Annotated in this window: 17 protein-coding genes; 9 read left to right on the top strand and 8 right to left on the bottom strand. The window is 70.6% G+C overall.

Translation table 11 applies throughout. The features are described 5' to 3' along the window. Positions 1-44 precede the first annotated feature (44 nt). Complete coding sequence (locus ABZ370_RS22100) at positions 45-875, bottom strand: phytanoyl-CoA dioxygenase family protein (protein ID WP_358623452.1); 831 nt, start codon at positions 873-875, stop codon at positions 45-47. 120 nt (positions 876-995) lie between these two features. Here ABZ370_RS22100 and ABZ370_RS22095 point away from each other — a divergent pair, with 120 nt between their 5' ends. Together ABZ370_RS22095 and ABZ370_RS22090 are read left to right on the top strand one after the other, a co-directional pair. Next, the gene (locus ABZ370_RS22095) at positions 996-1,832 is read left to right on the top strand and encodes an AraC family transcriptional regulator (RefSeq protein ID WP_358623450.1); all 837 of its coding nucleotides are present in this window, start codon (positions 996-998) and stop codon (positions 1,830-1,832) included. A gap of 265 nt (positions 1,833-2,097) precedes the next feature. Next, entirely contained in the window at positions 2,098-3,072 is a 975-nt protein-coding gene (locus ABZ370_RS22090) for a hypothetical protein (RefSeq protein ID WP_358623448.1), read from the top strand. Between the two features lie 29 nt (positions 3,073-3,101). Here the strand turns inward: ABZ370_RS22090 and ABZ370_RS22085 are convergent, their stop codons facing one another. Continuing rightward, the gene (locus ABZ370_RS22085) at positions 3,102-4,553 is read right to left on the bottom strand and encodes an amidase (RefSeq protein WP_358623446.1); all 1,452 of its coding nucleotides are present in this window, start codon (positions 4,551-4,553) and stop codon (positions 3,102-3,104) included. 189 nt (positions 4,554-4,742) lie between these two features. Between ABZ370_RS22085 and ABZ370_RS22080 the strand changes: the two genes are divergently transcribed. The 3 genes from ABZ370_RS22080 to tyrS all read left to right on the top strand — a co-directional run bounded on the left by ABZ370_RS22080 (position 4,743) and on the right by tyrS (position 9,297). After that, positions 4,743-6,320, top strand: coding sequence for a TldD/PmbA family protein (locus ABZ370_RS22080; protein ID WP_358623444.1), 1,578 nt, complete (start codon positions 4,743-4,745; stop codon positions 6,318-6,320). Beyond that, a complete protein-coding gene (locus tag ABZ370_RS22075) occupies positions 6,317-7,720 on the top strand; it encodes a metallopeptidase TldD-related protein (protein WP_358623441.1) in 1,404 nt (467 codons plus the stop codon). The genes ABZ370_RS22080 and ABZ370_RS22075 overlap by 4 nt, the downstream gene beginning before the upstream one ends. Positions 7,721-7,878: 158 nt before the next feature. After that, positions 7,879-9,297 (top strand): tyrosine--tRNA ligase, encoded by a 1,419-nt coding sequence (gene tyrS, locus ABZ370_RS22070; RefSeq protein WP_358623438.1) that lies wholly within the window; start codon positions 7,879-7,881, stop codon positions 9,295-9,297. Positions 9,298-9,461: 164 nt separating this feature from the next. On the opposite strand, the gene ABZ370_RS22065 is transcribed toward tyrS, so the two are convergent. Next, on the bottom strand, positions 9,462-9,743 hold the full coding sequence (locus tag ABZ370_RS22065; protein WP_358623435.1) for a GlsB/YeaQ/YmgE family stress response membrane protein: 282 nt from the start codon (positions 9,741-9,743) through the stop codon (positions 9,462-9,464). A 213-nt stretch (positions 9,744-9,956) separates the two neighbouring features. Here ABZ370_RS22065 and ABZ370_RS22060 point away from each other — a divergent pair, with 213 nt between their 5' ends. Both ABZ370_RS22060 and ABZ370_RS22055 read left to right on the top strand, forming a co-directional pair. Continuing rightward, the gene (locus tag ABZ370_RS22060) at positions 9,957-10,382 is read left to right on the top strand and encodes a DUF3099 domain-containing protein (protein ID WP_358623433.1); all 426 of its coding nucleotides are present in this window, start codon (positions 9,957-9,959) and stop codon (positions 10,380-10,382) included. A gap of 193 nt (positions 10,383-10,575) precedes the next feature. After that, a complete protein-coding gene (locus tag ABZ370_RS22055; protein ID WP_358623430.1) occupies positions 10,576-10,818 on the top strand; it encodes a hypothetical protein in 243 nt (80 codons plus the stop codon). Between the two features lie 17 nt (positions 10,819-10,835). Here ABZ370_RS22055 and moaA read toward each other — a convergent pair whose 3' ends face one another. The 3 genes from moaA to ABZ370_RS22040 all read right to left on the bottom strand — a co-directional run bounded on the left by moaA (position 10,836) and on the right by ABZ370_RS22040 (position 13,919). Then, the gene (moaA, locus tag ABZ370_RS22050) at positions 10,836-11,825 is read right to left on the bottom strand and encodes a GTP 3',8-cyclase MoaA (protein ID WP_358623427.1); all 990 of its coding nucleotides are present in this window, start codon (positions 11,823-11,825) and stop codon (positions 10,836-10,838) included. Positions 11,826-11,946: 121 nt separating this feature from the next. Beyond that, a complete protein-coding gene (locus ABZ370_RS22045) occupies positions 11,947-13,566 on the bottom strand; it encodes a cation acetate symporter (protein ID WP_358623424.1) in 1,620 nt (539 codons plus the stop codon). After that, on the bottom strand, positions 13,563-13,919 hold the full coding sequence (locus ABZ370_RS22040) for a DUF485 domain-containing protein (protein ID WP_358623421.1): 357 nt from the start codon (positions 13,917-13,919) through the stop codon (positions 13,563-13,565). The genes ABZ370_RS22045 and ABZ370_RS22040 overlap by 4 nt, the downstream gene beginning before the upstream one ends. Positions 13,920-14,243: 324 nt before the next feature. Here ABZ370_RS22040 and ABZ370_RS22035 point away from each other — a divergent pair, with 324 nt between their 5' ends. Together ABZ370_RS22035 and ABZ370_RS22030 are read left to right on the top strand one after the other, a co-directional pair. Next, positions 14,244-15,791 carry a S8 family serine peptidase gene (locus tag ABZ370_RS22035; RefSeq protein ID WP_358623419.1) on the top strand — a complete coding sequence of 516 codons (1,548 nt, stop codon included), beginning with the start codon at positions 14,244-14,246 and terminating at the stop codon, positions 15,789-15,791. 90 nt (positions 15,792-15,881) lie between these two features. Beyond that, positions 15,882-16,403, top strand: a complete 522-nt coding sequence (locus ABZ370_RS22030; protein WP_358623416.1) for a hypothetical protein — start codon at positions 15,882-15,884, stop codon at positions 16,401-16,403. Here the strand turns inward: ABZ370_RS22030 and ABZ370_RS22025 are convergent. Together ABZ370_RS22025 and ABZ370_RS22020 are read right to left on the bottom strand one after the other, a co-directional pair. Continuing rightward, complete coding sequence (locus tag ABZ370_RS22025; RefSeq protein WP_358623413.1) at positions 16,378-17,040, bottom strand: lysoplasmalogenase; 663 nt, start codon at positions 17,038-17,040, stop codon at positions 16,378-16,380. The two genes, ABZ370_RS22030 and ABZ370_RS22025, sit on opposite strands and share 26 nt — an antisense overlap. Further along, the gene (locus tag ABZ370_RS22020; RefSeq protein WP_358623410.1) at positions 17,037-17,972 is read right to left on the bottom strand and encodes a sterol desaturase family protein; all 936 of its coding nucleotides are present in this window, start codon (positions 17,970-17,972) and stop codon (positions 17,037-17,039) included. The genes ABZ370_RS22025 and ABZ370_RS22020 overlap by 4 nt, the downstream gene beginning before the upstream one ends. Positions 17,973-17,979: the final 7 nt, after the last annotated feature.

The raw sequence follows: 17,979 nt of genomic DNA, 5'->3' as shown, positions 1-17,979 counted from the left end.
AGCTCCTGGTGTGAGGCGACGGCGGGGAGGGGGCGGGACGGCGCTCAGGCGTCGGCGGTGGCCCTGCCGGGCCGGTTGGTCACCCGGGTCATCCAGTGGTCCAGATCGAAGGACGGGTCCCCGGTCAGCGCCCGCCACAGCCTGATCCGGTTGTGCAGCTCCAGCCGCCCGGTCGCCTGCTCGTACCATGGGAACCGGGTCCGCAGCTCCTCGGCCACCGCCGGGTCGCCGAGGTCATCGGTGTTCCACAGGCGGACCTGCGGGACGGTCGGATTGAAGCGGATCTTGAACATGTAGCGCGGGACACCGCTGTCGTTGCGCCGGCCGCCGTGCCAGATGCCGTGGTGCAGAATCAGCACCGTGCCCGCGGGACACACCATCCGCTGCTGGCCGAGCAGGTTCTGGTACCGGCCGGTGTCGCTCTCGTTGGTGCGCCGCAGATGGCTGCCCGGCACGATCAGGGTCCCGCCGGCCTCCAGCGTCACCTCGCGCGGGTAGTACATGAGCTGGACGTCGAAGGCGTCCGGCCGGACATCGATGATGGCGTCCCCGTGCAGCGGCTGGGCCCGGCCCTCCTGGGGCTGCCGGATGTGAACGGCGTGGTGGTCGATGGTGGGGTCCGGGCCGACCAGGCTGTAGAGCGCACCGGCCACGGCCGGGAGGTCGAGCAGGCTGCGCGCGAAGGAGCCCTCGGGGAACGCCTCGGCGACCGGGGTGCCGTGCGGGACGGCCGGCACGCCCGCAGCGAGCACACCGAGGGCTTGGTCGTTGAGGGAGTCGGGGACGACGGAATCGAGGCGCAGAAAGCCGTGGGCCACGAACCGGGCCATGAGCGCCGAGGTCATGAGCTGTTCGCGAGCGGGTCGGGCGGCCATGTTCTCCTCCGGTCGGGAGAGCGGGAGCGGGTGGTTTCTCGTGGTTCGTCTCCACGACGCTAGAACGCGGCCACCCCGGGACGCGTGGGTCCTGCTCACTACTACTGGTAATTTTTCACCATGACGGACACGACGGGAGCAGCTTCCCAGTCCCAGCTGCAGCGGGTCCCGGTCCGGCTCGACTCGCCCCCGCACATCGAGGGGCTCGGCGTCGGCGTCCACGGCACGCGGCGCACCCGCGACGTCTTCCGCCTGCCCGACCTGTGGCAGCTGCACCTCTACCGCTACACCGCCGAGCTCACGGTCGACGGCGTCGCGTACACCGTGCGGCCCGGTTACGTCAGCCTCGTCCCGCCCGGTGTCCTGGTGCGCTACCGCTATCGCGGGCGCTCCGAGCACCTGTACGCCCATCTGCGGCTACCCGACCACGGGGCGGCCCGTACGGTGCCGGTGGTGCAGAACGCGGGGGCCCAGACGGCCCTGCTCTCCAGCCTCCTGCTCCAGGCCATCGCGGCCGTCCCCAGGGCCCCGGCGCAGGCGGTCGCCGAGGTGTGGTCAGCACTGTGGCGCGTGGCGCAGCTGTCCGTCCCCACCGGCACGGGCGGCGGGCACCCCGCCGTCGCCGCCGCGATCGCGTACGTCGAGTCGCGTCTCGCCGAGCCGCTCACCGTGCCGGACGTGGCGCGCGGGGCGGGCGTCTCGCACAACCACCTCACCCGGCTCTTCCGGGCCGAGACCGGGGACACGGTCGTGGCCCACATCCGGCACCGCCGCATGGAGCGGGCCAGGCACCTGCTGCGCGAGACGACGCTGCCGATCGCCACGATCGCGGCGTCGGTGGGGATCGCGGACCTCCAGGCGTTCAACAAGGTCTGCCGCCGCGAACTCGGCGCCTCGCCACGGGCGATCCGCGACGGAGCGCCCGGCCCCGGCCCCGGCCCCGGCCCCGGCTCCTGAGGATGTTCCCCGACGCGGCGCGCTGCCGGAGGTGCTTGCCGAACGACTGACCTGGACAGATTCCGCTATCGGCCCCTCATCCGAGGGGCCGATAGGCGGTATTGGGCAATGCGGGGCGCGGTGATGGATATGCACGTATGTGGCGCGACGGGGGCAAGGTGCCGCGACCGGCGACGAGGGCGGCCTCTGTCACCTGATGTGCCACTACACTGCGCCTGGCACCACATGACACACGCCAACTGGCCGAAAGTGAACGGGGAACGGCATGGCTACGGGGGGATGGGGGCCGGGAAACGGCCCGGGTCAGCCTGGCGGCAGCGGACCGGGAGGCCAGGGCGGCTGGGGCGCTCCCTACGGACCACCGCAGGGCGGCCCGTACGGTCCGCCACCACCGCATCCGGGCCCGTACCCGAACCCGAACCAGCCTCCGTACCCCTACCGCCCCCAGCCGACGAGGCCCGCCGCTCGGCGCCGCCGCGGCTGCCTGTCGTTCGGCTCTCCCTTCGGGCTCATCGGCGCGATCCTGCGCTCCGCGCACCGCGTTGCCACCAGGCTCTTCGCGCAGGACGGTGAAGGCCGGATCGTGGACCGCGCCGTGGACCGCGTCCAGCTGGCCCGCACGGTGCTCGGCGCCGCCGCCACCATCGGCCTGATCCTCGCCTACAACGTGGATCCGAACCGCTGGAAGGACGCGGCGTACGGCGGTGCCGCCCAACTCATCCTCGCCCCGTTCGTGCTGATCATCGCCGCGCCCCTGGTCATCATCGGATTCATCTACTACGCGCCCCCGCACCTGCGGCCGCATCTGCGCTCCCGGCTGCGCGCTCCGCTCAAGGCGGTCGGCTGGTACGTGCTGACGTTGGTCGTGATGGGCGGAGTCCTCGTCCCGACGGCCCTGATCGTCGACGCCAACGACGGGAAGAGCTGGTGGGAGTACGTACTGGCCGTCGCCTCGCTGATCGTGATCGTGTGGGGTTTTCCCTTCTTCTTCATGGCGTCGCTGTACTCGGCCCGCAGTGCCTTCAACAGCGCCCAGGTCCACCCGATGCTGCCGCCCGTCCTCACCCTGACGCTGGTGTGGGTGTTCGCGGCCTTCAGCATGATCGGCGACGGCATGCCGGCGGGCCCGCCCATCGCCCAGTTCTGCTCCACGCTGGGCGGGCCGCTGTCGGTGACCGCTGTCGCGTTGTGGGAACTGCGGCGGATGAGGACCCGTTTCGGCGTCACCCTGCGCGCCTGATCCGGCTTCGGCGGGCCCCGTAGTACGCCCTACCTCGGTGCCTGGAAGCCGCCGATCTTCTGCTCGAGCAGTTCGGCCAGCCGCAGCGGGGTGCGGTCCTCGAACATCGGACCGATGAGCTGCACTCCCACCGGCAGACCCTCGGGGGACCGGCCCGCTGGTATGGCGGTGGCGGGCAGGCCGGGCATAGTGGCCACACCGGCCCAGACGAGCTGGTCGAAGTACGGGTACCCGACGCCGTCGATGTCGATCCGGCGTTCCAGCGGATTGGGGTTGTGGTCGTGCGGGAACGCGGGAGTCGGCGTGATCGGACACACCACGGCATCGAACTCGGCGAAGAGCTGCCGCCAGCCGTGGCGGTGGAGTTCGCGACGGTTGTTCGCCTCGATCCAGTCGCGGTGGCTGAACACCATGCCACGCAGCCGCGTCGCGTCGAGGCTCTGGTCGTCCGCGCTCAGTCCGGCGGCGCGGGTCCGCAGCTGCTCGTACGCTTCGACGGGAAAACGCGCGACGGAGCCCGAGAACAGCAACTGCGTGTAGAGCGTCGCGGCTTCGGTCAGGTCGGGCAGCAGCGGAGTGTGCCGTTCGACGCGGGCGCCGCCGTCGACAAGTGCGTCGGCCACCCGGTTCACGCCCGCCCGCACAGCGGACCCGGTCGGAATGAGCGGATGCTCGTCGACGACCAGGACCCGGAAGTCGCCGAGCCGCTCGTGGCGCGCGGGCGGCAGCGTCACGTCGTACGCCTTGCCGAGCGTCAGCGGGTCCGGTCCGGCCATGACGTCGAGCAGGAGCGTGAGGTCGCGGGCAGTGCGCGCCATCGGACCGACGACGGCGAGGTCGAGGTCGACCGGCAATGACGGTGCCGGCGGCGCGCCCATGCCGCGGGTTGCCGCCAGTCCGAGTGTCGGCTTGTGCGCATAGACGCCGCAGAAATGCGCGGGGGTGCGCAGCGAACCGGCGAGGTCGGAGCCGATGGACAGCGCGCAGAATCCGGACGCCAGGGCCGCCGCTGATCCGCCGGAAGATCCGCCCGAGGTGCGATCGTGATCCCACGGATTGTGAGTGGTGCCGTAGATCTCGTTGAAGCTCTGGATATCTTGCAGCCCCAACGGCACATTGGTCTTACCCAGCACCACCGCGCCCGCGGCCTTGAGCCGCGACACCTGTACCGCGTCCTCGGCCGGCATATAGTCCCGGTGTTGCGGCATGCCCCAGGTCGTGGGCAGCCCAGCCACGTTGTAGGACTCTTTGACCGTCACCGGAATACCGAGCAGCGGCCGGACCTCGCCACGGGCGCGCGCCTGGTCGGCACCGTGCGCGGCGGCCCGCGCACGGTCGAAGTCCGGCACACAGATCGCGTTGATCACCTCGTCGTCGCGCTCGATACGGGCAATCGCCTCATCGGTCAGTTCCGCCGAGGTCACTTCACCAGCACGCAATGCGGCCGCCAACTCTTCGGCCGTCCGAAAACTCCACTCCATGAATCCGACGCTACCGACCTCTGAAGCAGGCCATGAAATACCGCTTCGCGCAACGGGATAGACGACTCAACTCATCACGTTGCGTGGCGGCGGTTCGCCGCCGCCGCGGCCCGGTCATGCGATGGGCGCGCCCGGGGGGCGGGGTGGCGTGGTTCACTGCGACGGATACCTACCGACGAAGGGGTCGCCGTGGTGCACGAGATCGATCCGTCCTTCCTCGCGCTGCCGTTGCGCGCGCTTGCCGACGCGGCGTTGGCGCGGGCCCGGGCGCTGGGGGCCGGGCATGCGGACTTTCGGTTCGAGCGGGTGCGGAGTGCCTCGTGGCGGTTGCGGGATGCGCGGGTCGCGGGAGCGTCCGACATCACGGACCTCGGGTATGCGGTGCGGGTGGTGCATGGGGGGAGTTGGGGGTTCGCGTCCGGGGTCGATTTGTCGATGGACGCGGCGGCGCGGGTGGCCTCGCAAGCGGTGGCGATGGCCAAGCTGTCGGCGAAGGTGATCGAGGCGGCGGGGTCCGAATCAAAGAGCGCGCGCAGCGCCTCCTTGGAAGGGCGGGGGTGGGAGACGGGCGGGCGGGTGGAGCTGGCGGATGAGCCGGTGCACGCGGACCGGACGTGGGTGTCGTCGTACGAGGTCGATCCGTTCGGCGTGCCGGACACGGACAAGACGGGGCTGCTGGCCGAGTGGAGCGGGCGGCTGCTGGCGGCGGACGGGGTGGCGCATGCGGACGCGGCGCTGCTGACCGTCCATGAGAACAAGTTCTACGCGGATACGGCGGGCACCACGACCACCCAGCAGCGGGTGCGGCTGCACCCGCAGCTGACCGCGGTGGCGGTGGACCCGGTGAGCGGGGAGTTCGAGTCGATGCGGACCCTGGCCCCGCCGGTCGGGCGGGGGTGGGAGTACCTGACCGGGGCGGGCGGCTGGGACTGGGACGCGGAGCTGGCGGAGCTGCCCGGGCTGCTGGCGGAGAAGATGGCGGCGCCGCCGGTCGAGGCCGGCTCGTACGACCTGGTGATCGATCCGTCCAATCTGTGGCTGACGATCCATGAGTCGATCGGGCATGCGACCGAGTTGGACCGGGCGCTGGGGTACGAGGCGGCGTACGCGGGGACGTCGTTCGCGACCTTCGACAAGCTGGGCAGCCTGCGGTACGGCTCGGAGATCATGAACGTCACCGGTGACCGGACCGCCGAGCACGGGCTCGCCACGATCGGGTACGACGACGAGGGCGTGGCCGCGCAGTCCTGGGACCTGGTGAGGGACGGCACTCTGGTGGGGTACCAGCTGGACCGCAGGATCGCCCGGCTGACCGGTTTCGAGCGGTCCAACGGCTGCGCTTACGCCGATTCGCCGGGGCATGTGCCTGTGCAGCGGATGGCGAATGTGTCGTTGCGGCCCGCCCCCGAGGGGCCTTCGACCGAAGCGCTGATCGGGGATGTGGAGAACGGGCTTTATCTGGTCGGCGACCGGTCGTGGTCGATCGATATGCAGCGCTATAACTTCCAGTTCACGGCGCAGCGGGCGTACCGGATTCGGAACGGGGTCCTCGCGGGCCAGGTGCGGGACTTCGCGTACCAGGCGAGCACCACCGACTTCTGGGGCTCGATGACGGCCGTCGGCGGGCCGCAGACGTACGTCCTGGGCGGCGCCTTCAACTGCGGCAAGGCCCAACCCGGCCAGGTCGCGTCCGTGTCGCACGGCTGCCCGTCCGCGCTCTTCCGTGGCGTGAACATCCTCAACACGACCCAGGAGGCGGGAGCATGAGTGTGAAGCCGCACGAGATCGTGGAGCGCACCCTGGAGCTGTCCCGCGCGGACGGCTGTGTGGTGATCGCGAACGAGACGTCGACCGCCAATCTGCGCTGGGCGGGCAACGCGCTGACGACCAACGGCGTCACCCGGGGCCGCACCCTGACCGTGGTGGCCACCGTGGACGGCGCGGAGGGCACCGCCTCCGGGGTGGTGTCCCGGTCGGCGGTGACCGCCGGGGAGCTGGAGCCGCTGGTACGGGCCGCCGAGGCGGCCGCGCGGGACGCGGGTCCGGCCGAGGACGCCCAGCCGCTGGTCGAGGCCGGCATGGCCGGGATGGCCGGGAGCGCCTCCCCCGGCTTCACCGACTCCCCCGCCGAGACCTCCTCGGAGGTGTTCGCGGCGTTCGCCCCGGCGCTCGGCGAGGCGTTCGCCGCCGCCCGCGCGGGCGGCCGGGAGCTGTACGGGTTCGCCAGCCATGAGGTGGTCTCCAGCTATCTGGGCACCTCCGGCGGGCTGCGGCTGCGCCATGACCAGCCGAGCGGCACGCTGGAGCTGAACGCCAAGTCGCCGGACATGACGCGCTCGGCCTGGGCCGGGCGGGCGACCCGCGACTTCACGGACGTGGACCCGGCGGCGATCGACGCCGAGCTGGTCCGGCGGCTTCGCTGGGCCGAGCGGAAGGTCGAGCTTCCGGCGGGCCGCTACGAGACGCTGCTGCCCCCGACGGCCGTCGCCGATCTGCTGATCTACCAGCTGTGGTCCTCGTCGGCCCGGGACGCGGCGGAGGGCCGTACGGTCTTCAGCAAGCCGGGCGGCGGCACCCGGGTCGGGGACACGCTGTCGGAGCTGCCGCTCACGCTGCGCAGCGACCCGCGTGAGCCGGGTCTTGAGGCGGCGCCGTTCGTGATCGCGCACTCCTCCGGAGACGACGCGTCGGTGTTCGACAACGGGCTGCCGCTGCCCGCCACCGACTGGATTCGGGACGGGGTGCTGCGGCACCTGGTCACCACCCGGCATTCGGCGGAGCTGACCGGGCTGCCCCTGGCCCCGGGGATCGACAACCTGATCCTGGACGCGGGCGGCACCCGATCGCTGGAGGAGATGGTCGCCTCGACCGAGCGGGGCCTGCTGCTGACCTGCCTGTGGTACATCCGCGAGGTCGATCCGGCCACCCTGCTGATGACCGGGCTCACCCGGGACGGGGTGTATCTGGTGGAGGGCGGCGAGGTCGTCGGCGAGGTGAACAACTTCCGGTTCAACGAGTCGCCGGTGAGCCTGCTCTCCCGCGCCACCGAGGCGGGGCGCACCGAGCCCACCCTGCCGCGCGAATGGAGCGACTACTTCACCCGCGCCGCGATGCCCGCGCTGCGCATCCCGGACTTCAATATGAGCTCGGTCAGCAAAGGAGTGTGAGACCGGCCGAACGGTCCGGCCGAGCGACCCCGCCGAAAGATCCGGCCCAATGGTCCCGCCGAACGGTCCGGCCGACGATATTGGAATTGGCCGGGCGGGACCGGCGAATAGACTGGTCCCCGCCCATCCGTCCGCCCCTGACTCTCACCAGGACCCCCATGACACGCCTCGGCGCATCCGTCGCCCGCGCCCGCGAGCTGCTCGACCAGGATCTCTCCTCCGACAAGACCGTCGAGCAACTGCTCGCCGAGACGTCCGCGCGGCGTTCCCTCGATCTGAGCGACCTCTCGGCCCAGGAGCAGGCCGAGCTGATCGCCTCCCGTACGGTCGAGGTCCTGCCGGGGGTCAAGGAGCTGGCCGAGCGGATCGAGGAGCGCCGGACGGCGGGCAAGGGCCTCGCCATCAAGCTGGGCATCGACCCCACGGCCGCCGATGTGCATCTCGGCCACACCGTGCCGATGATCGTCCTCAACCGCTTCCAGCGGATGGGACACGACGTCACCCTGCTGATCGGTGACTTCACGGCCAAGATCGGCGACCCGTCGGGGCGTACGGCCGAGCGCCCGCCGCTCACCGACGACGACATCGCCCGGAACCTCGCGGGCTACCAGCAGCAGGTCAAGCCGTTCTTCGACTTCGAGAAGGTCAGCTTCCGGCAGAACAGCGAGTGGCTGGCGCCGTACACCTTCCCGGAGCTGCTGGGGCTGCTCGCCCAGGTACCGGTGTCGCAGCTGCTGCAGCGCGACGACTTCCGCAACCGGCTGGCCGCCGGGTCCGGGCTGACCATGTCCGAGCTGCTGTACCCGATCGCACAGGCCCTGGACTCGGTGGCGCTGGAGAGCGACGTGGAGCTGGGCGGCGCCGATCAGCTGCTCAATCTGCAGATGGGCCGCAAGCTGATGGAGCTGCGCGGCCAGCAGCCGCAGCTGGTCGTCACCATGCCGCTGATCGAGGGCACGGACGGCACGGGCGCGAAGATGTCCAAGTCCAAGGGCAACTACGTGGCGCTCGGCGCGCCCGCCGACGATGTCTTCGGCAAGATCATGTCGATTCCGGACCGGCTGATGAAGCCGTACCTGGAGGCGTGGACGGAGTGGACGGACGCGGAGATCGCCGCCGTGACCACCCGGCTGGAGACCAGGTCGCTGCACCCGATGGACCTCAAGAAGGTGCTGGCGGGCGAGGTCGTGGCGGCGCTGTACGGCATCGAGGCGGCGATGGCGGCGCGTGCGGGCTTCGTCGCGCAGTTCTCCAAGAAGAGCTTCACCGACGTCGGGACGCTGCCGGTGGTCGACGCCGCCGAGCACGGCGGCGAGACCATCGCGACCGTGCTGAGCAAGGTCCTGGAGTTCCAGCCGAGCGCGTCGGCGGCCCGCCGGGTCGCCAAGCAGAACGGTCTGCGGCTGGTCGTCGAGGCCGAGGACGGTCAGCGGGCGATCGTGCTCGCCGAGGCCCAGGCGGTACGGCCGCTGGCCGAGGTGGTCGCGGAGGTGCTGGCGGACGAGGGGCTCACCGCGCCCTCCGGCGGGGTCTACCTCAAGGCCGGACGGAAGATCGCCCAGCTCCAGGGCGTGTGACCCGGGGCGTGTGACCCGGACTGTGACCTGGGCGAAGAGCCCGTGAGGCCGGAGCGGCGGCCGGTGCGCTTCCACCATGCGCGCCGGCCGCCGCGGCTTCCGCGCTGCGCTCCCGGCCGTCGGCGCCGCTCAGGCCTGCTCGGCTCAGGCCCGGTCAGGCCCGCTCAGGCCCGTTCTCTCCTGCCGCCGTGCCGGATCGTCTGCCACAGCGGGGTGCCGAGGGCGACGATCACGACAGCCCCGGCCAGCTGCAGCAGATGCCGGATCCAGTCGAATCCGCCGGTGTGCCTGACTCCGATCCAGCCGGCCACCGCATTGCCCACGATGGCTCCGAGAATGCCGTAGATGCAGGTCAGCCAGAGCGGAATGTCTTGTTTACCCGGCAGAATCGCCTTGGCGATCAAACCGAGAATGATTCCTACGACGATCGCCCACAGCCAGTTCATGTCGCCTCCTGACGCGGCGGTGGATGCGCGTTTCCTCCCAGTGTTCGACCGTTTTCGCTACGGCGCATGTCGAAGTGACCCGTACACGCCCTGCCGTATCGGCGTCGCCACCCATCGGGGTGCCCCGGCCTCGAACCGTGCGGGGGCGCGGCGTAACGTTGAGTACGTATCGGGGCGGAAAATACCTGCTCGGAAACCAGGTGGTGGAACGTGATGCGGAAGCACAGCGAGGCCGAGGTCTTCCGGATCACCGGGGCCCGTCAGGGGCTGGCCGACGATGTGCGCGGCCGGCAGCGGCGCTACGTGATCTCGATGTCGGTGCGGACGCTGGCGGTCGTGCTGACGGCCGTGCTGTGGAACGTCGAGCGCCATGTGGCCATCGTCGCCCTGGTACTGGGCGTGGTACTGCCCTATGTCGCGGTGGTGATAGCGAACGCGGGCCGGGAGAACGTCACTTCGCTTCCGTCGACCTTCATCCCGACTCCGCTGCGCCCGATGCTGAACTCCGGCCCGGACAAGGCGCCGTCGGATACGGAACCGCATTCGCCGTCGGATACGGCGCCGGATTCGGCAGCGGCGGAATCCGTCCCGGAAGAGGCCGCACATACCAGCGAGGAGGGCCGCGGCGGGCCCGGCTGACCTGGCGCGTTTCCGTAACCTCAGGAAAAGCTCAGATCAATCATGCTGTTCCAGTGCACCTCGCCCTATCCCTCGTGACATACTTCGTACGCGCTCCGCATCCCCCGTCGGAGCGACGGACCGACGCCGGGCGGCTCCCCCCGTGGCTGCCCGGCGTCGTCATGTCCGCGCCGGTTTCCGTAGAGTCTGCGGTGTGAACATCCTCGACAACACCGCCTCCGGGACCGACACTCCGATCTGCTCCGCCAAGGGCTGCCGCGCCGACGCCGTATGGGTGCTGGCCTGGAACAATCCCAAGCTGCACACCCCGGAGCGGCGGAAGACGTGGCTGGCGTGCGAGGAACACCGCGAGCATCTGTCGAAGTTCCTCGACATGCGCGGCTTCCTGAAGGACGTCGTGACCCTGGAGGAGTGGTCGGCCGCCGAAGGCCAGTGAGCACCGATCACCGGTGGTCAGCCGCCGATCGCCGACATCGGGCGGTCCGGTTGCAGGAACGACGGGTCGTCCAGCCCCGATCCCGCCTTCTTCCCCCACATCGCCAGCCGCCACAGCCGGGCGACCTCCTCGTCCGGCGCCCCGGAGCGCAGCGCGCCCCGCAGGTCGGACTCCTCGCGCGCGAACAGGCAGGTGCGCACCTGTCCGTCGGCGGTGAGCCGGGTGCGGTCGCAGGCGCGGCAGAAGGGGCGGGTGACGGAGGCGATGACGCCGACGCGGGCCGGGCCGCCGTCGACCAGCCAGCGCTCGGCGGGGGCCGAGCCGCGCTCATCCTCGCCCTCCGCGGTGAGGGTGAAACGGGTCCGCAGGCTCTCCAGGATGTCCCCGGCGGTGATCATGCCCTCGCGCTTCCAGCCGTGCTGGGCGTCGAGCGGCATCTGCTCGATGAAGCGCAGCTCATAGCCGTTCTCCACGGCCCAGGCGAGCAGATCGGGGGCCTCGTCGTCGTTGAGGCCGGGCATCAGCACGGCGTTGACCTTGACCGGGGTGAGTCCGGCGGAGCGCGCGGCGTCCAGGCCGCGCAGCACGTCGCCGTGGCGCTTGCGCCGGGTCATGGTCTGGAAGACGTCCGGGCGCAGGGTGTCCAGCGAGACGTTGACCCGGTCCAGACCGGCGTCGCGCAGGGCCGCGGCGGTGCGCTCCAGGCCGATGCCGTTGGTGGTCAGAGACATCTGCGGGCGCGGGGTGAGGGCGGCGCAGCGCTCGACGATGGAGACGAGGCCGGGGCGCAGCAGTGGCTCACCGCCGGTGAAGCGGACCTCGGTGACGCCGAGGTCCGTGACGGCTATCCGGATAAGCCGGACGATCTCCTCGTCGGTGAGCAGATCCGGTTTGGCGAGCCACTGAAGCCCTTCTTCCGGCATGCAGTAGGTGCACCGCAGGTTGCACCTGTCGGTCAGGGAGACACGCAGGTCGGTTGCGACTCGACCATAGGTGTCGATCAGCATGTCGGCGGCCCCTCACGGTTCGCTTGCGTGCGCTGAGGTCAATTGTCCCGCACCGTACGCGAAAGCGATGACGCCGAGGGGCCGCCGGGGGTCGTGCGGGCCGCCGGGGGGTCGTGCGGCGTCAGTGGGCGCCGTGTCCGGTGAGCGAGCGGACCTCCAGTTCGGCGTACTTGGCCTTGTCCGGCTCTTCCTTGGAGACGAGGGTGCCCAGCCAGCCCAGCAGGAAGCCCAGCGGGATGGAGATCAGGCCGGGGTTCTCCAGCGGGAACCAGTGGAAGTCGACGTCCGGGAACATCGAGGTGGGCTTGCCGGAGACGACGGGCGAGAAGAGCACCAGGAAGACGGAGGAGATGAGTCCGCCGTAGATCGACCAGAGGGCGCCCTGGGTGGTGAAACGTTTCCAGAACAGGCTGTAGAGGATGGTCGGCAGATTGGCGGAGGCGGCGACCGCGAAGGCCAGGGCGACGAGCCCCGCGACGTTGAGATCTCGGGCGAAGACGCCGAGGACGACGGCGACGGTGCCGATGCCGACGGTGGCCCAGCGGGCGGCCCGGATCTCCTCCTTCTGGGTCGCCTGGCCCTTGCGGATCACGTTGGCGTACAGGTCGTGGGCGAAGGACGACGAGGAGGCCAGGGTGAGCCCGGCGACGACGGCGAGGATGGTGGCGAACGCCACCGCGGAGATCACCGCGAGCAGGATCGCGCCGCCGGTGGAGTCCGCGCCGCCGCCGATCTCCTCGGCGAGCAGGGGCGCGGCGGTGTTGCCGGACTTGTTGGAGGCGATGATCGCGTCCCGGTCCAGCAGGGCCGCCGCGCCGAAGCCGAGCGCGATGGTCATCAGGTAGAAGCCGCCGATGATGCCGATCGCCCAGTTGACCGACTTACGGGCGGCCTGGGCGGTGGGGACGGTGTAGAAGCGGATGAGGATGTGCGGCAGTCCGGCGGTGCCGAGGACGAGCGCGATGCCGAGGGAGAGGAAGTCGAGCTTGGAGGTGGCGTTGATCCCGTACTTCAGGCCCGGCTCCAGGAACGAGGCGCCCATGCCGCTGTTCTTGGCCGCCTCGCCCAGCAGGTCGGAGACGTTGAAGTGGAACTTGAGCAGCACCAGGAAGGTGATCAGCAGCGTTCCCGCGATGAGCAGGACGGCCTTGACCATCTGCACCCAGGTGGTGCCCTTCATCCCGCCGATGGTGACGTAGAGCATCATCACCACGCCGACCAGGACGACGATGAGGATCTTCCCGGCCTCGCTGGTGATGCCCAGCAGCAGCGAGACGAGGACGCCCGCGCCCGCCATCTGGGCCAGCAGGTAGAAGATCGACACGACGATGGTGGAGACGCCCGCGGCGGTGCGCACCGGGCGCTGGCGCATCCGGTAGGCGAGCACGTCGCCCATGGTGTAGCGGCCGGAGTTGCGCAGTGGTTCGGCGACCAGGAGCAGGGCGACCAGCCAGGCGACGAGGAAGCCGATGGAGTACAGGAAGCCGTCGTAGCCGGAGAGCGCGATGGCCCCGGCGATGCCGAGGAAGGACGCGGCGGACATGTAGTCGCCGGAGATGGCGAGCCCGTTCTGGAAGCCGGTGAACTGTCTGCCGCCGGCGTAGAAGTCGTTGGCGTCCTTGGTCTGCCGGCCCGCCCAGATGGTGATGCCGAGGGTCGCCAGGACGAAGACCGAGAAGAGCGTGATGATCAGCGGCCGGTTGTCCGACGCGCTCTCGGCCGCGAGCAGATACGTACTCATGAGCCATCCCCCAGACGGGCCTTGATGGCCTCCGCGCGCGGGTCGAGCTTGGCGGCGGCATGCCGGGAGTACCACCAGGCGATCAGGAAGGTGGTCAGGAACTGGGCCAGACCGAACACCAGGGCGACGTTGATGTTGCCGACGAGCTTGGTGCCCATGAAGCCGCCGGCGTAGTTGGACAGCAGGACGTACAGCAGGTACCAGCTGACGAACGCGATGGTCAGCGGGAACGCGAACGAGCGGTGTGCGGTGCGCAGTTCGCCGAACTCGGGGCTCGCCTGCACCTCGTCGTACGGGGGGCGGTGGTGCTGCCGCTGATCGTCGGGACGATCGCTGGCCGGTGCGGTATCCACGGTCTCTCCTGGTGAGTGGTCCGACGGGGACGTACGGCGGCGACGGTGATCCGGATCACGCATCGTAAAGGCGGTAGCGAAGTCTGCGACAGGGTCTGGTGGTTGAAAGACGGAGAGAGATTCGGAGGAACGTTTGGCTCCGGGCGCTGTGGCGGGTTTTCTTCCGGAATGTATTGATACTCGGTGATGATCAGCGATAGCTTCGCTCGTCATGTACCCGCCCACGCGCATCCGCGCTGCGGCGGTCGCTTCGGATGAGGTGGAGACCCCATGGCTCAGCTGAGATCGGATGCTCCCAGACCCGGGAAGAGTTCCTCCGCTCGAATGAAGTCTTCCGGATCGCGGGGGCTGACGCCGCGCGCCGTCGCCATACCCGCCGCCCTGGCGCTGACCGGCGCGCTGGCGTTCCTGCCGACCGCGGCGGGCGCCACCGGGCAGGACAACCACCAGCCCACCGCCCCGGCCGCCGCGACCGCCGACGGCCCGTCGCTCAGCTACGTCGTCAACGTCCGCCCGGGCCACCACGACAACTCGCGGATCGAGAAGGCCATCAAGCGGGCCGGTGGCACGGTGGTCATCTCGTACGACCGGATCGGCGTCATCGTCGCCCACTCGGCCAACCCCGACTTCGCCAAGACCCTCCGTACGGTCCGCGGCGTCGCCTCCGCCGGTGCCACCCGCACCGCGCCGCTGCCCGCCCAGTCCACCGGCGACGTCGGCACCCCGAAGCTGCTGAGCGAGAAGGAGCAGAAGGCGGTCGCGGCCCGCGCCAAGGCCGGTCAGGACCCGCTGGAGCCGCTGCAGTGGGACCTGCCCGCCATCAAGGCGGACAAGGCCCATGAGAAGAGCCTCGGCAGCCGCAAGGTGACGGTCGCGGTCATCGACACCGGAGTGGACGACACCCACCCCGACCTCGCGCCGAACTTCGACCGCAAGGCCTCGGTCAACTGTGTGTCCGGCAAGCCGGACACGGCCGACGGCGCCTGGCGGCCGAGCGCCGAGGAGAGCCCGCACGGCACGCATGTCGCGGGCGAGATCGCCGCCGCGAAGAACGGCATCGGCGTCACCGGGGTCGCCCCGGGCGTCAAGGTGTCGGGCATCAAGGTGTCGACGACCGCCGGGTTCTTCTACACCGAGGCCGTCGTCTGCGGCTTCATGTGGGCCGCCGGGCACGGTGTCGACGTCACCAACAACAGCTATTACACCGACCCGTGGTACTTCAACTGCACCGGTGACCCGGACCAGAAGGCCCTGGTCGACGCGGTGCGCCGGGCCTCCTCGTACGCCGAGCGCAAGGGCGTGGTCAACGTCGCGGCGGCGGGCAACGAGAACTACGACCTCACCTCCGACAAGATCACCGACACCTCCAGCCCGAACGACACCACCCCCGGTGAGCGGGTCGTGGACCCCAGCACCTGCTTCGACATCCCGACCCAGCTGCCGGGCGTCGTCACCACCGCCTCGACCGGTGCCAAGGGGCTGAAGTCCTCGTTCTCCAACCACGGGCTCGGGGTCATCGACATCGCGGCCCCCGGCGGCGACAGCACTGTGTACCAGAAGCCCGCGCCCCCGGCCGAGGACGGCCGGATCTACAACACGCTCCCGGGCGGCAAGTACGGCTACATGGCGGGCACCTCGATGGCCTCCCCGCACGCGGCGGGCGTCGCGGCGCTCATCAAGAGCACCCACCCGCACGCCTCCGCCGCACAGGTGAAGGCCCTCCTGGCGGCCGGGGCCGACGACACCGCCTGCCCGACGTCGTACGACATCGACGGCGACGGCAAGATCGACGCGGTGTGCGAGGGCGGCAAGGGGTACAACGGCTTCTACGGGGCCGGAATCGTGGACGCCCTGGACGCGGTCAAGAAGTGACCCGCTGACAGGATGTACGGGCCGCCGGGCAGCGCTTCCGCCCGGCGGCCCGTACGTGTTTCCCAGGAAGCCGCGAGAGGATCCGCCGCCGTGCACCACGACGACTCCTGGGGCCCGCTGCCGCCGCGGCCGGCCACCCCGCTGCTCCTGCGGTTCGTCCTGACCGTGCTGGTCCTGCCGGTGTGGTGGCTGCTGGTGGTGGTGATCCTCCTGGCTGCCGTCGCGTTCAGCATCGTGGGCGAGATCCTGACCGTGATACCCGGCTTCGAGAAGGGCTTCCTCAAGACGATGGACCGGTTCATGGACCGCGTGTCGATGTGGCCCGCCTGGTGCGTGACCTGGCCGGAACTGCGGCACGAGGGCGACGCGGACTACTACCGGGCGCGGGCCGACGAGAAGGTCGCCGGTCTGACCCGCAAGCAGCTGACCGCCAGGGAGGCCAAGAAGGCGCCGCCGCCCGGCCCGTACGACATCCCGGTGCGCGACTTCCGCGCCGTGGGTGCGGGCCATGTCGTCGAGGTGGCACGAGCGCAGGGCTGGGAGCTGAGCCACGACCGGCCCTCCGACCCGGCCCGGATGGTCCGGCTCAGGCGGCTGCCGGAACCGGCCTGACGGCCGCTTGCCGGGCGGTCTCGCGGAGGAGGCCGGCGGTCAGCAGGTACTGCGCGGCGAGGTAGGTGGCCATGATCCAGAACTGGGGTACGGGAGGCTGCGGCCAGTCCGCGAGACCGGCCGCGATCAGCCCGTCGGAGAGCAGGAACAGCGCCCCGCCGAGCCCGGTCCACGGGCCCGCGCGCAGCGCGCCCAGCGCCATCGCCGTCAGCAGCAGGCTGTACGCGGCGACCGGCACGCGCAGCCCGGCGTCGAGCCCGGGCCACAGCGCGGCCGTGCTGCCGAGCCATAGGGCGCCGTAGCCGCACGCCACCCAGGCCGCCCAGGCCGCCGTACGGCGCCTTCCGGACCGTGCGAACAGGGTGAGGTAGCAAAGGTGTCCGGCCGCGAAGCAGCCCATTCCGGCCAGGAAGGCGGCCTCGCCGCCGAGTTGCAGCAGCACGTCCCCGCCGCAGCCGCACAGCAGGGCGGCGACCAGCGGGCGCGGCCCACCGCGCAGCGCCGCGTACGCCGCGAGGACCGGCATCAGGGCGGGCTTCGTCAGCTGGACGAGCACGGTGGCGTCCGCGAGCAGCGCGCCCAGCTGCCCGGCGGCCAGCAGCGCGAAGAGCGCGGCCAGGGCGCGCGGCGCGCTCATAGGGCGCGCTCCCGCTCCGGCTCGCGCCCCGGCCCCTGCCCCGGCTCCCGCCCCGGCTCCCGCCCCGGCTCCCGCTCCGGCGTGCCCGCCTCGGCGGGAGGCGCCGCGGGCGCCCAGCCCGGGCCCCGGAAGACCCGTCCGGCGCGCTCGCGCCAGTCGCGAGCGGCCGCGACGTCCCGGGCGATGGCCGCGTACTCATGGGTGGCCACGCGCAGCGGGTTGTAGGTGTCGATGTCCTTGGTGAGCCCGAAGACCGGGCGCCGCGTCTCGGGGACGAACGTCCCGAAGAGCCGGTCCCAGACGATGAGGATGCCGCCGAAGTTGCGGTCCAGATAGCCCCCTTGGGAGGCGTGGTGGACGCGGTGGTGCGACGGCGTGTTGAAGACGGACTCGACGGGGCGCGGCAGGGTGCCGATCCGCTCGGTGTGAATCCAGAACTGGTAGACGAGGTTCACCGACGAGCAGAACGCGACCACGGCCGGATGCACCCCGAGCGCGATCATCGGTACGTAGAACGGCCACACCGTCCAGGTGGTCCACGGCTGCCGCAGCGCGGTGGTGAAGTTGAACTTGCGGCTGGAGTGGTGCACCACATGGCAGGCCCACAGGATGCGGATCACATGGTGCCCGCGGTGCGACCAGTAGTAGAGGAAGTCCTGCGCGAGCAGCATCAGCGGCAGCGTCCACCACTCCACCGGGACGCGCAGCGGGGTGAGTTCGTACACGGCGGCGTACACCGCCACGATCGGGATCTTCCACACCAGGTCGAAGACGAGACTGCCGAGCCCCATGGTGACGCTCGTCGCGGCGTCCTTGGCCGCGTAGCCCGCGGCGTCCTCATCGGGGTGCAGGCGGTAACTCACCATCTCCACGACGGCGAGCAGCACGAAGGCGGGTATCGACCACAGCACGGCGTTGGGCAAATGCGGCATACCGGCA

This window comes from Streptomyces sp. NPDC005962, from assembly GCF_040629205.1.
Taxonomy (GTDB): Bacteria; Actinomycetota; Actinomycetes; order Streptomycetales; family Streptomycetaceae; genus Streptomyces.
The sequence above is the reverse complement of the archived record's forward strand: the minus strand, read 5'-3'. Positions and strand labels throughout refer to the sequence as shown.

Excerpts from the sequence above, each read along its gene's own strand:
- ABZ370_RS22100 (WP_358623452.1), bottom strand. The coding sequence starts at position 875 with ATGGCCGCCCGACCCGCTCGCGAACAGCTCATGACCTCGGCGCTCATG.
- ABZ370_RS22095 (WP_358623450.1), top strand. The coding sequence starts at position 996 with ATGACGGACACGACGGGAGCAGCTTCCCAGTCCCAGCTGCAGCGGGTC.
- ABZ370_RS22090 (WP_358623448.1), top strand. The coding sequence starts at position 2,098 with ATGGCTACGGGGGGATGGGGGCCGGGAAACGGCCCGGGTCAGCCTGGC.
- ABZ370_RS22085 (WP_358623446.1), bottom strand. The coding sequence starts at position 4,553 with ATGGAGTGGAGTTTTCGGACGGCCGAAGAGTTGGCGGCCGCATTGCGT.
- ABZ370_RS22075 (WP_358623441.1), top strand. The coding sequence starts at position 6,317 with ATGAGTGTGAAGCCGCACGAGATCGTGGAGCGCACCCTGGAGCTGTCC.
- tyrS (WP_358623438.1), top strand. The coding sequence starts at position 7,879 with ATGACACGCCTCGGCGCATCCGTCGCCCGCGCCCGCGAGCTGCTCGAC.
- ABZ370_RS22065 (WP_358623435.1), bottom strand. The coding sequence starts at position 9,743 with ATGAACTGGCTGTGGGCGATCGTCGTAGGAATCATTCTCGGTTTGATC.
- ABZ370_RS22060 (WP_358623433.1), top strand. The coding sequence starts at position 9,957 with ATGCGGAAGCACAGCGAGGCCGAGGTCTTCCGGATCACCGGGGCCCGT.
- moaA (WP_358623427.1), bottom strand. The coding sequence starts at position 11,825 with ATGCTGATCGACACCTATGGTCGAGTCGCAACCGACCTGCGTGTCTCC.
- ABZ370_RS22045 (WP_358623424.1), bottom strand. The coding sequence starts at position 13,566 with ATGAGTACGTATCTGCTCGCGGCCGAGAGCGCGTCGGACAACCGGCCG.
- ABZ370_RS22035 (WP_358623419.1), top strand. The coding sequence starts at position 14,244 with ATGAAGTCTTCCGGATCGCGGGGGCTGACGCCGCGCGCCGTCGCCATA.
- ABZ370_RS22025 (WP_358623413.1), bottom strand. The coding sequence starts at position 17,040 with ATGAGCGCGCCGCGCGCCCTGGCCGCGCTCTTCGCGCTGCTGGCCGCC.
- ABZ370_RS22020 (WP_358623410.1), bottom strand. The coding sequence starts at position 17,972 with ATGCCGCATTTGCCCAACGCCGTGCTGTGGTCGATACCCGCCTTCGTG.